Origin of the sequence: Pseudomonas sp. EGD-AK9, from assembly GCF_000465935.2 — a bacterium.
Classification (GTDB): Bacteria; Pseudomonadota; Gammaproteobacteria; order Pseudomonadales; family Pseudomonadaceae; genus Aquipseudomonas.
In genome coordinates this window covers 1-10634 of the sequence record NZ_AVOF01000061.1, presented here as the reverse complement: position 1 = coordinate 10634, position 10634 = coordinate 1, and the positions used below count along the sequence as shown (strand labels likewise).

At 68.1% G+C, this 10634-nt stretch carries 10 protein-coding genes; 5 read left to right on the top strand and 5 right to left on the bottom strand.

Features of this window, described 5'->3' with window-relative positions; genetic code table 11:
- From N878_RS03340 to N878_RS03330, 3 genes are all read left to right on the top strand, one after another.
- Window positions 1–642, top strand: a 642-nt coding sequence (locus N878_RS03340) for an SDR family oxidoreductase (RefSeq protein ID WP_021442274.1), incomplete at its 5' end; no start/stop codon positions are given.
- A 266-nt stretch (window positions 643–908) separates the two neighbouring features.
- Window positions 909–1253, top strand: a complete 345-nt coding sequence (locus tag N878_RS03335; protein ID WP_021442273.1) for a ribonuclease E inhibitor RraB — start codon at window positions 909–911, stop codon at window positions 1251–1253.
- Window positions 1254–1356: 103 nt separating this feature from the next.
- On the top strand, window positions 1357–2064 hold the full coding sequence (locus N878_RS03330) for a type 1 glutamine amidotransferase (RefSeq protein WP_021442272.1): 708 nt from the start codon (window positions 1357–1359) through the stop codon (window positions 2062–2064).
- A gap of 100 nt (window positions 2065–2164) precedes the next feature.
- On the opposite strand, the gene N878_RS03325 is transcribed toward N878_RS03330, so the two are convergent.
- The 4 genes from N878_RS03325 to acnA all read right to left on the bottom strand — a co-directional run bounded on the left by N878_RS03325 (window position 2165) and on the right by acnA (window position 8141).
- Window positions 2165–2704, bottom strand: coding sequence for a DinB family protein (locus N878_RS03325; protein ID WP_021442271.1), 540 nt, complete (start codon window positions 2702–2704; stop codon window positions 2165–2167).
- 25 nt (window positions 2705–2729) lie between these two features.
- A complete protein-coding gene (locus N878_RS03320) occupies window positions 2730–3431 on the bottom strand; it encodes an SDR family oxidoreductase (RefSeq protein WP_021442270.1) in 702 nt (233 codons plus the stop codon).
- A gap of 259 nt (window positions 3432–3690) precedes the next feature.
- A complete protein-coding gene (locus tag N878_RS03315) occupies window positions 3691–5256 on the bottom strand; it encodes a PAS domain-containing methyl-accepting chemotaxis protein (RefSeq protein ID WP_021442269.1) in 1566 nt (521 codons plus the stop codon).
- A 143-nt stretch (window positions 5257–5399) separates the two neighbouring features.
- Window positions 5400–8141: an aconitate hydratase AcnA gene (gene acnA / locus N878_RS03310; RefSeq protein ID WP_021442268.1), complete on the bottom strand. Its 2742-nt coding sequence runs from the start codon at window positions 8139–8141 to the stop codon at window positions 5400–5402.
- 192 nt (window positions 8142–8333) lie between these two features.
- On the opposite strand from acnA, the gene rlmM reads away from it, so the two are divergent.
- Together rlmM and tusA are read left to right on the top strand one after the other, a co-directional pair.
- Window positions 8334–9389, top strand: a complete 1056-nt coding sequence (gene rlmM, locus N878_RS03305) for a 23S rRNA (cytidine(2498)-2'-O)-methyltransferase RlmM (protein WP_021442267.1) — start codon at window positions 8334–8336, stop codon at window positions 9387–9389.
- A 569-nt stretch (window positions 9390–9958) separates the two neighbouring features.
- Complete coding sequence (gene tusA, locus N878_RS03300; protein ID WP_031302689.1) at window positions 9959–10198, top strand: sulfurtransferase TusA; 240 nt, start codon at window positions 9959–9961, stop codon at window positions 10196–10198.
- 22 nt (window positions 10199–10220) lie between these two features.
- On the opposite strand, the gene N878_RS03295 is transcribed toward tusA, so the two are convergent.
- Window positions 10221–10634, bottom strand: a 414-nt coding sequence (locus N878_RS03295; RefSeq protein ID WP_021442265.1) for a DUF3080 family protein, incomplete at its 5' end; no start/stop codon positions are given.

Genomic DNA, 10634 nt, shown 5'->3' with positions numbered 1-10634 from the left:
CTGGCGGCGGAACTGGGTGGGGTCTGGCATGCCGAACTGGACGTGGTCGACGCCGGCGCGGTCAAGGTCGCCCTGGCCGACTTCTGCGCCCTGCACGACGGCCAGCTGCGCCTGCTGTTCAACGGCGCCGGCATCCTGCGCACCGGCGCCTTCGAGACCATCGAACTGGAGCAGCACGCGCGCCTGTTGCAGATCAACCTGCTCGGCGTGCTCAATTTGAGCCACGCCGCATTTCCTTATCTCAAGGCCACGCCCGGCGCGCAGGTGATCAACATGGGCTCGGCCTCGGCGGTCTACGGCGTGCCGCAGCTGGCCAGCTACTCGGCCAGCAAGTTCGCCGTGCGCGGCCTGACCGAGGCGCTGGAGCTGGAATGGCGCGCCCATGGCATCCGCGTCGGCGACCTGATGCCGCCGTTCGTCAACACGCCGATGGTCGCCAGCCAGGGCGAACCGCCGCCGGTGATGCGCCGCCTCGGCGTACGTCTGCAGGCCGGACAGGTCGCCGAAGCCGCCTGGCAACAGGCTCAGGGCGCTGCGGTGCACCGCCCGGTGGGCCTGCAGTTCCGCCTGCTCTACGCATTGGGGCAGATCACCCCGGGCTGGATCAATAGAGCGATCATGGCCTGGCTCAGCCGGAGCTGATGGCGGGCTGGCCAATGGCCGCCGGTCGCCGGCTTTGTCACAAGGCCTTTCCGTTGCAGGCGAATCCGGCGGCCAGCGGCTACCCTGCAAGGGACGGTTTTCAGCCTGGTGTCCTGCCGGGCAGTCGTCGATGTGCGTCAACAGACACATCAAGCAGTCTGCTTGATTCTCGGGGCGGCGCCGCCAAGGTGCCGCGACACCGCCGAAGTTGGGCGGTCGCAATGGGAAAGCGGTCAATCCATCCATCGCCTGAGAGGAGGTCGTTTATGAGCACAGCCTTCCACGAAGACGCCAGCACCTCGGTGCTGCGCCGGATGAAAGAAGGGGGGTTCGACTTCGCCCAGTTTCACCCGATCGAGTTCTACGCCATCTTTCCCGATGAGGAGCGGGCCCGCATGGCAGCCAGGAATTTTCGCGGCGAGTCGCTCAACGCCCAGGTTTCCGCCCGCGAGGACGGCGCCTGGCACCTGCAGATCAGCAAAGTGATGTACGCCACCCATGCCGGTATCGGCGCGTTTGAACATGACCTGGAGTCCATCGTCCTGCCCCTGGGCGGCAAGCTGGACGGCTGGGGCGTTACCCAGGAGGTGAAAGCGTCCGCTGCCCGTTAGGGCATTGTCTCGACAGTCCATCGGCCGGCCCGCGCGGCCGGTCGATGGCGCCAACCGTCAGCGCGCCTCGACTTGCCCGAGGCCATCGCGCAGACTGCGCGGCATGGCCGACATCCTGATCCTCACCCATATCGATTATTGCCCGCCCGCTCACCTGGCACGGGTGCTGCAAGCGCGCGGCTGCGCCTTCGAGGTGCTGCGCGCCGACCTCGGCGAACTGCGCGGCTACGACCTGGAGCGACCCAGGGCGGTCGCGGTGATGGGCGGGCCGATGAGCGTCAACGACCCGCTGCCCTGGATCGCCGAGGAAGTGGCGGCGCTGCAGCGCTTTATCGCCCGCGACATTCCCATCGTCGGCCACTGCCTGGGCGGCCAACTGCTGGCCAAGGCCCTGGGCGCCGGCATCAGCCGCATGCCCTATACCGAAGCCGGCTGGCAGGCCATGCAGCGCCGCAGCGAGGCGGCGGACAGCCCCTGGCTGGCGCACCTGCCCGAGCACTTCAGCATCTTCCAGTGGCACGGCGACACCTTCGCCCTGCCAGCGGGGGCGCAACCGCTGCTGGGCAGCCGCTGGTGCGACAACCAGGCCTTCGCCTGGGGCGACAAGGTGCTGGCCCTGCAAGGCCACCCGGAGATGACCGAAGAGCTGATCGAGCTCTGGCTCGACGACTGGGCCCACCTGCTCGACGCCAGCCAGCCCAGCCAGCAGAGCATCGCCGCGATGCGCGACAACCTGGGCGAAAAGGTGAGGGCGCTGAACCAGGTGGCCGAGGGCTTCTACGCCCACTGGCTGAAGCTGGCCGGGCTCTGAGTTCGAACCCTCTCTGCAGAGCGGATCGGCGGGCCGCTGGGCGATGCTCCGATCCCGCTGCTTATCGCGGGCGAATGACAGTTGGGCGCAGACAAGACCCTTATTCCGGCTCATCTGCAATCAACGCCAGCAGATCGGTCACCCCGATATCCACGCCTGCCTGCGACAGCAGCGTGCTGGCCTGGCCGCGGTGGTGCGTCTGGTGGTTGAACAGGTGCATCAGCAGGGCGAAGAAGTTCTTCCGCGACTCGACGCCCTTCATATTGCGATAGCTCAACGGCTGATCCAGATGCGCCTCGCGAATCTCCAGCGCCAGGGCCTCGATGCAGGCATCCAGTCGTTGCCGCAGCGCCGCCAGCGCGCGGATATCCGCCGCCAACGGCTGGTCGAGGCGTGTCGGCCCGGGCAGCGTGGCCAGCGCCTGCAGCGCCTGGTAGCCGGCCGGATGCGCGGCGAAGCGCCCCAGCCAGATCAGGTCGGCCACCGCCAGGTGGTTGAGCGTGCCCAGGATCGAGCCGAAGAACGCCCCGCGTTCGGCGCCTATCGCCTCGTCCGGCAGGCTGGCGGCGGCCCGGTACAGCTTGTCGTTCATCCAGCGGTTGTAGGTCGCCAGATGGCGGATATGGTCGACTCTCTGCATGGCTTGCACCTTTTTCTCGACTCGTTCAGAAGCGCTGGTCGGCAATCGCCGGCAGTACCAGTTCGCGTACATAGCTGGCATCCGAGAGGGTCAGCAGCGTGCGCACCAGCGCCACCACATCGTGCAGCGGGATCAGCTGGCCCTCGCCATTCAGGGCGGCCTGCTCGCGCGGCGTGTGTAAACCGTCCTGGGTATTGAGATAGCCCAGCTGCAGGCAGGTGACGGCCAGGCGCTGATCGCGAAAGCCTTCGCGCAGGCTGTCGGCGATGCCCTTGAGGGCGAACTTGCTGGCTCCGAAGGTCACCTCGGGGCGCCCGCTCTGCGGCAGGCCCGAGGTGGAGCCGGTAAGGATCAGCTGCGGCTTGGCGCCGCCGAGCAGGCACGGCAGCAGACGCTTGAGCAGCAGCAGGGTGGCGCCGATATTGACGTCGACCATCTCCAGGATGCGTGCATCGCTGTCTTCCAGAAAGCTGTAGCCCTCGGCGAAGGCGCGTTCTTCCCAGATGCCCAGGTTGTAGAGAATGGCATCGAGCCGTGCCGGCGCCTGACGCTCGATCGCCTCGACGGCGCCCAGCGGATCGCTCAGGTCCGCCTCGATCCACTGGACAGGCTGCGCGAGATCTGCCGGCCGACTGCGGGAAACCCCGATCAGCTCGTGCTGTTCGGCCAGCCCCTCGACCAACGCTCGTCCCAGTCCCTTGCTGGCGCCTATGACCATGATGCGCATATCGCACGCTCCCTGACCGCCTGGCGGCGGATCTCCGTGGTAGACGATGACGGCCCGTTACAGTCGGGCCGGTTGGCAAACTAGTAGCGGCAGGCTGGGCGCGTCAACCGCGCCGCCCCGGCTGCCGGCCAATGCACGCCAGGGACACCGGCAAGTGGCGTTTATGTGATCGCGGGAAGCGGGGAGGCGAGCAAGCTCGCTCCTGCGGGAAGTGGCGGGCAGGAAGGCGCAGCGGTTGGCCCGCTGCGCCTTTTGCGTTTCAGCGGTTGAAGCGTTCGACCAGGGCGTACTGGCCCTGGGCGGTGCCGGTCAGGGCTTCGCTGAGTTTGGCGGTGCTTTGCGCTTCGCCCGCCGTCTGGTCGGCCAGTTGGGCGATGGTGGTGATGTTCTGGTTGATCTCGTCGGCCACGGCGCTCTGTTCCTCGGCGGCGGCGGCGATCTGGTTGGCCATGTCGGCGATATTGGCCACCGCGTCGCTGATGCCGGCCAGGGCCTGGTCGGCCTGGAGCACGCGCTCGACGCCTTCGTCGGCCTGCTTGCGGCCGATTTCCATGGTCATCACCGCTTCTTCGGCGGTGCGCTGCAGCTTGGCGATCAGGGCGTGGATCTGGCCGGTGGATTCGGCCGTGCGCTGGGCCAGGGAACGAACCTCGTCGGCCACCACGGCGAAGCCGCGGCCCATTTCGCCGGCGCGGGCGGCTTCGATGGCGGCGTTGAGGGCGAGCAGGTTGGTCTGGTCGGCGATGCCCTTGATCACGTCGACCACGCCGCCGATCTCGTTGCTGTCCTGGGCCAGGCGGGTGACGGTTTCGCCGGTGTCGCCCACCGATTGCGACAGGCGCTGGATGGCTTCGCGGGTTTCCGCGGCGATGCCGCGGCCTTCGCCGGTGAGGCGGTTGGCCTCCTGGGTGGCGATCGCGGTGCGCGCCACGTTGCTGGCCACTTCCAGGGTGGTGGCGGCCATTTCGTTGACCGCGGTGGCGACCTGTTCGGTTTCCTGGCGCTGGCGCTCCAGGCCGGCAGAGCTGTTGTGCGCCAGCTTGTCGGCCTCGCGGGCCTGCTGGGTGAGCTGTTCGGCGGTGTCCTGCAGGCGCGTCAGGCAGGTCTTCAGGCGCGCTTCCTGGCTGAGCATGGCCATCTCCAGGCGCGCTTCGGCGCCGCGGCTGTCGGTGTACATCTGCGCGATCAGCGGGTCGGAGGTGGTCTGTTCGGCCAGGCGCAGCAGGCGCTTGATGCCGCGGGTCTGCCAGGCGATGCCGGCCAGGCCCAGGGGGATGGAGAGTGCGGCGGCGAGGGCGAAGCCCCAGCCGCTGCCGAACCAGTGGCCGATCAGGAAGCCGATCTGGCTGACCAGGATGAACGGCAGCCAGGCCTGCATCACCGGCAGCCAGGCATCGCGTTTGGGAATGGCGGTCTTGCCGGCATTGACCCGCGCATAGAGGGCTTCGGCGCGGCGCACCTGCTCGGCGCTGGGTTTGACCCGCACCGATTCGTAGCCGACCACCTGGTTGTTCTCGGTCATCGGCGTGACGTAGGCGTTGACCCAGTAGTGGTCGCCGCTCTTGCAACGGTTCTTGACGATGCCCATCCACGGCCGGCCCTGTTTCAGGGTGCTCCACATGTGCTCGAACACCGCCGCCGGCACGTCCGGATGGCGCACGATGTTGTGCGGCGCGCGCAGCAGTTCCTCGCGGGAGAAACCGCTGATTTCGACGAAGGCGTCGTTGCAGTAGGTGATCTGGCCCTTGAGGTCGGTGGTGGAGATCAGGCGCTGCTGCGCAGGGAAGGTGCGCTCGCGCTGAGTGACCGGTTGGTTATTACGCATGGCAGGTATCCGTCGTTGTTATGCCCTCTGCATCGGCCGCAAAGCGGCGAAGTTGAGGGAGAAATCCGTGGCGCGCAGTGTAAACGGATTCTGCCTGGCGTCACCCTTTCGTCGCGACCCGGGCCGTCCCTGGCCCGCTCGTTCTAGTTGGCGATCATCTGCCGCAGCACGTAATGCAGGATGCCGCCGGCCTTGAAGTATTCCACCTCGTTGAGGGTGTCGATGCGGCACAGCAGTTCGACCTCCTCGCGCTGGCCGTTTTCGCGGACGATGGCCAGCGACAGCGGCATATGCGGGTGCAGTTCGACGCCGTCGAGGCCGTGGATGCCGAGCTTCTCGCGGCCGGTCAGGCCCAGGCTCTTGCGGTCGCAGCCGGGCTTGAACTGCAGCGGCAGCACGCCCATGCCCACCAGGTTGGAGCGGTGGATGCGCTCGAAGCTCTCGGCGATCACCGCCTTGACCCCCAGCAGGTTGGTACCCTTGGCCGCCCAGTCGCGGCTCGAGCCGGTGCCGTACTCCTTGCCGGCGATCACCACCAGCGGCGTGCCCGCTTCCTGGTAGCGCATGGCCGCGTCATAGATCGACAGCTTGTCGCCACTGGGAATATGCAGAGTGTTGCCACCTTCCTCGCCACCGAGCATTTCGTTCCTGATGCGGATATTGGCGAAGGTGCCGCGCATCATCACCTCGTGGTTGCCGCGGCGCGAGCCGTAGGAGTTGAAGTCCGCGGGTGCCACGCCCTGTTCGCGCAGGTAGCGCCCGGCCGGGCTGTCGGCCTTGATGTTGCCGGCCGGCGAGATGTGGTCGGTGGTCACCGAGTCGCCGAGCAGGGCGAGGATGCGCGCCTCATGGATATCGCCGATATGCGGCGGATCGCCGGCGATGTCCTCGAAGAACGGCGGGTGCTGGATATAGGTGGAGTCCGCCTGCCAGACGTAGGTGTCGGCCTGCGGCACCTCGATGGCCTGCCACTGTGCGTCGCCGGCGAAGACTTCGGCGTATTCCTTGCGGAACATGGCGGTATCGACCTTGGCGATGGCCTCGGCGATCTCCGCCTGGCTCGGCCAGATGTCCCTGAGGTACACCGGCGCGCCGTCCTTGCCGGTGCCCAGCGGCTCCTGGCTGAGGTCGAGGCGCACGCTGCCGGCCAGGGCGTAGGCCACCACCAGCGGCGGCGAGGCCAGCCAGTTGGTCTTCACCAGCGGGTGCACGCGGCCCTCGAAGTTGCGGTTGCCGGACAGCACCGAGGCGACGCTCAGGTCGGCCTGGGTGATGGCCTGTTCGATGGGCTCGCGCAGCGGCCCGGAGTTGCCGATGCAGGTGGTGCAGCCATAGCCCACCAGGTCGAAACCGAGCTTCTCCAGGTAGGGCGTCAGACCGGCGGCGTTGAAGTACTCGGTGACCACCTTGGAGCCGGGCGCCAGCGAGCTCTTGACCCAGGGCTGGCGCTGCAGGCCTTTGTCCACGGCCTTCTTGGCCAGCAGGCCGGCGGCCATCATCACGCTGGGGTTGGAGGTGTTGGTGCAGGAGGTGATGGCGGCGATCACCACCGCGCCGTGCTTCAGGCGATAGGTCTGGCCCTCGTCCTGATAGTCCACCCCGCCACTTTGCTGGCCGCCGCCGACGGCTGTGCCGCCCCCCCCTTCGTTGAGCAGGCGACCGTCTTCCTTTGCCGTGGGCTTGAGCTGCAGGCCGAGGAAATCGTTGAAGGCCTGGGCGACCTGACCGAGGGCGACGCGGTCCTGCGGGCGCTTCGGCCCGGCCAGGCTGGCTTCGACGCTGCCCAGATCGAGGCTCAGGCTATCGCTGAACAGCGGCTCGGCGCCGGGCTCGCGCCACAGGCCCTGGGCCTTGCAGTAGGCTTCCACCAGTTGCACTGTGGCTTCCGGGCGGCCGGACAGGCGCAGGTAGCCGAGGGTGATGGCGTCGACCGGGAAGAAGCCGCAGGTGGCGCCGTATTCCGGGGCCATATTGGCGATGGTGGCGCGGTCGGCCAGCGGTAGGTCGGCCAGGCCGTCGCCGTAGAATTCGACGAACTTGCCCACCACGCCCTTGCTGCGCAGCATCTGGGTGACGGTGAGCACCAGGTCGGTGGCGGTGATGCCTTCCTTGAGCCTGCCGCTGAGCTTGAAGCCGATGACTTCCGGAATCAGCATCGACACCGGCTGGCCGAGCATGGCCGCTTCGGCCTCGATGCCGCCGACGCCCCAGCCGAGCACGCCGAGGCCGTTGATCATGGTGGTGTGCGAGTCGGTGCCGACCAGGGTATCGGGGTAGGCGAGGGTGGCGCCTTCCTCCTCCTTGGTCCACACGGTGCGCGCCAGGTATTCCAGGTTGACCTGGTGGCAGATGCCGGTGCCCGGCGGCACCACGCTGAAGTTGGCGAAGGCATGCTGGCCCCAGCGCAGGAAGGCGTAGCGCTCGCCGTTGCGCTGCATTTCCAGCTCGACGTTGTCGTGGAAGGCGCTGGAGGAGGCGTAGCGGTCGACCATCACCGAGTGGTCGATGACCAGGTCCACCGGCGACAGCGGGTTGATCCGCTGCGGGTCGCCGCCGGCCTTGGCCATGGCGTCGCGCATGGCGGCGAGGTCGACCACCGCCGGCACCCCGGTGAAGTCCTGCATCAAGACCCGCGCCGGGCGGAACTGGATCTCCTGCTCGGAGCCGCGCTTGTCCAGCCAGTCGGCCATGGCCTGCAGGTCGGCGGCGCTGACGGTGTGGCCGTCTTCGCAGCGCAGCAGGTTTTCCAGCAGCACCTTGAGCGACTTGGGCAGGCGGTCGATGTTGCCGAGGCGCTGGGCCGCCTCGGGCAGGCTGAAGTAGTGGTAGGTGGCGTCGCCGATCTTCAGTTCGCGGCGGCAGTTCAGGCTATCGAGGGAGGGCATTGCACTTCTCCTTGAGGCCCGTACGGTCGGGCCGTTTCTGATGACTGCAGAGCGTTCAAGCTAGTTGCCTATGAGCGGTCTGGCCAGCATTCATTCGGGATTCGCTGCTGGCAATCTGCCTAGCACTGGACAGGAAGGTGGCGTCCGCGGTTCCCGCCTCGGGTATCATGCGCGACCCAAGGAGACGTCTCGATGAATACCCTGTTTTTCCATTGCCGCCCCGGTTTCGAAGGCGAGGTCTGCGCCGAGATCGCCGAGCTGGCCGCGCGTCTGGACGTGGCCGGCTACTCCAAGGCCAAGCCCGGCGGCGCTTGCGCCGAGTTCGTCTGCAGCGAGGCCGGCGATAGCGCGCGGCTGATGTGCGGCGTGCGGTTCAACAGCCTGATCTTCCCGCGCCAGTGGGCGCGCGGCGCCTTCGTCAGCCTGCCGGAGAGCGAGCGCATCGGCGTGCTGCTCGAGGCCCTGGCCGACTACCCGCAGTGCGGCAGCCTGTGGCTGGAAGTGGTGGACACCAACGAGGGCAAGGAGCTGTCGACCTTCTGCAAGAAGTTCGAGGCGCCGCTGCGCAATGCCCTGCGGGGGGCCGGCAAGCTGGTGGACGACGCCAGCAAGCCGCGTCTGCTGCTGACCTTCAAGAGTGGCCGCGAGGTGTTCGCCGGCATCGCCGAGGCGGACAACCAGGCGATGTGGCCGATGGGCATTCCGCGGCTGAAGTTCCCCCGCGAGGCGCCGAGCCGCTCGACGCTCAAGCTGGAGGAGGCCTGGCACCACTTCATCCCGCGCCAGCAGTGGGATCAGCGCCTGGCCCCGGGCATGACCGCGGTGGATCTGGGCGCGGCGCCCGGCGGCTGGACCTGGCAGCTGGTCAACCGGGAAATCCGCGTCACCGCCGTGGACAACGGGCCGATGGCCGAGAGCCTGATGTATTCGGGTTTCGTCGTGCACCAGCGTGCCGATGGTTTCCTGTTCCGCCCGCGCCATCCGGTGCACTGGATGGTCTGCGACATAGTCGAGAAGCCGGCGCGCACCGCTGCGCTGATCGAGACCTGGCTGGGCGAGGGGCTGTGCCGCGAGGCGGTGGTCAACCTCAAGCTGCCGATGAAGCAGCGCTACGCCGAGGTGCGCCGCCTGCTCGAGCGCATCGAGGCGGGCTTCGCCGCGCGCGGGGTGAAGGTGGCGCTGGCCTGCAAGCAGCTGTATCACGACCGCGAGGAAGTCACCTGCCATCTGCGCCGGCTGGGCAAGTAGCGGCGATATCCGGCGGGGCCTCGCAGGCTGCGCCGGGCGCACCAGGGGCAGCCGGCAGGTGCGCACGACCCGGGCGACGCCGCGGCATCCATCACTCGGCGTCTGGGCGCTTTTCGGCCCCTGGCCCTTGCGCCCTGATCCAGTAGCTCTGCTTGTGCCCGCGTGCCTCGAAGGTGCGCGCCAGCGCCTCGGCGCGGCGCGGTCGAGGCCGTCGCGGACGATGAACTCGTTGCCGTTGTCGTCCAGGCGGACCAGGCACCAGAGTTGCGGCGGTTGGCGATCGGGCATGGGCGGGGCCTCGGCTGCGTCCCCACAGATTAGCCCGGCGCCGCGGCGCCGGGCTGGTATTCAACCGAGCCCGGGCAAACGCCCGGCCCGGGCTCCCGCGGCGCCCCGGGCTCCGCCCGGAACTGGCGTGCAGGCTGTCCCTAACCCGCCGGAGCGCAGGCACTGTGCCGCAGATGCCGGGCGGGCGCCGCCCATCCAAGGTTGTGCGGGCAAGGTGACCTGGAGGTCAGCTTTGCGCGACAATGCCCGCCTGCCAGTGGAGCCCCCTTATGTCCGATGCCCTGACCCTGTCCCACGATGATCTGCTCGATGCCAGCGGCTTGAACTGCCCCGAGCCGGTGATGATGCTGCACAACAAGGTGCGCGACCTGCAGCCCGGCGGCCTGCTCAAGGTGGTGGCCACCGACCCCTCGACCCGCCGCGACATTCCCAAGTTCTGCGTGTTCCTCGGCCACGAGCTGCTCGGCCAGGCCGAGGAGGACGGTACCTACCTGTACTGGATCCGCAAGAAGGCGGAATAGGCCGGAGGTCCGCAGGCTGTCGCTAGGCGTCGCCCGGGACGCCGCTCCAGCCCGCTTGCCCCGGCGCCAGTCCGCAGCTGTTCAGCAGCGCCTGCCAGGCCTTGACGTGACGCGCGGTGGCGGCGCGGAAATCCATCCACAGCGAGTCCCGTTCGCCGGCCAGGCGCGCCAGATAGGTGCCTGTCGCCGGCGGTATGCCTTCGATGCCCTGCAACTGTCGCAGCGCCGCCTGCCATTGCTGGCCGCGCTGGTCGACGGCAGCCAGGTAGGGCTGCAGGCCGCCGGCGTAGAACTTGACGAAGATGTTCTGCAGGATGCGCCCGCGCGGCGTTGCCTGGCCCAGCGGGCACAGCGGCCGGCGTTGCTGGCGTTGCTCGAGCAGCTCGCTGGCGGCGTCGAGGCTGTGGCGCAGGCTGGCCAGGCTGGTGATCAGCTG

Bases quoted from the DNA above. Each gene is read 5' to 3' on its own strand.
- N878_RS03320 (WP_021442270.1), bottom strand. From the start codon at position 3,431: ATGCGCATCATGGTCATAGGCGCCAGCAAGGGACTGGGACGAGCGTTG.
- N878_RS03325 (WP_021442271.1), bottom strand. From the start codon at position 2,704: ATGCAGAGAGTCGACCATATCCGCCATCTGGCGACCTACAACCGCTGG.
- acnA (WP_021442268.1), bottom strand. From the start codon at position 8,141: ATGCCCTCCCTCGATAGCCTGAACTGCCGCCGCGAACTGAAGATCGGC.
- N878_RS03315 (WP_021442269.1), bottom strand. From the start codon at position 5,256: ATGCGTAATAACCAACCGGTCACTCAGCGCGAGCGCACCTTCCCTGCG.
- rlmM (WP_021442267.1), top strand. From the start codon at position 8,334: ATGAATACCCTGTTTTTCCATTGCCGCCCCGGTTTCGAAGGCGAGGTC.
- N878_RS03335 (WP_021442273.1), top strand. From the start codon at position 909: ATGAGCACAGCCTTCCACGAAGACGCCAGCACCTCGGTGCTGCGCCGG.
- N878_RS03330 (WP_021442272.1), top strand. From the start codon at position 1,357: ATGGCCGACATCCTGATCCTCACCCATATCGATTATTGCCCGCCCGCT.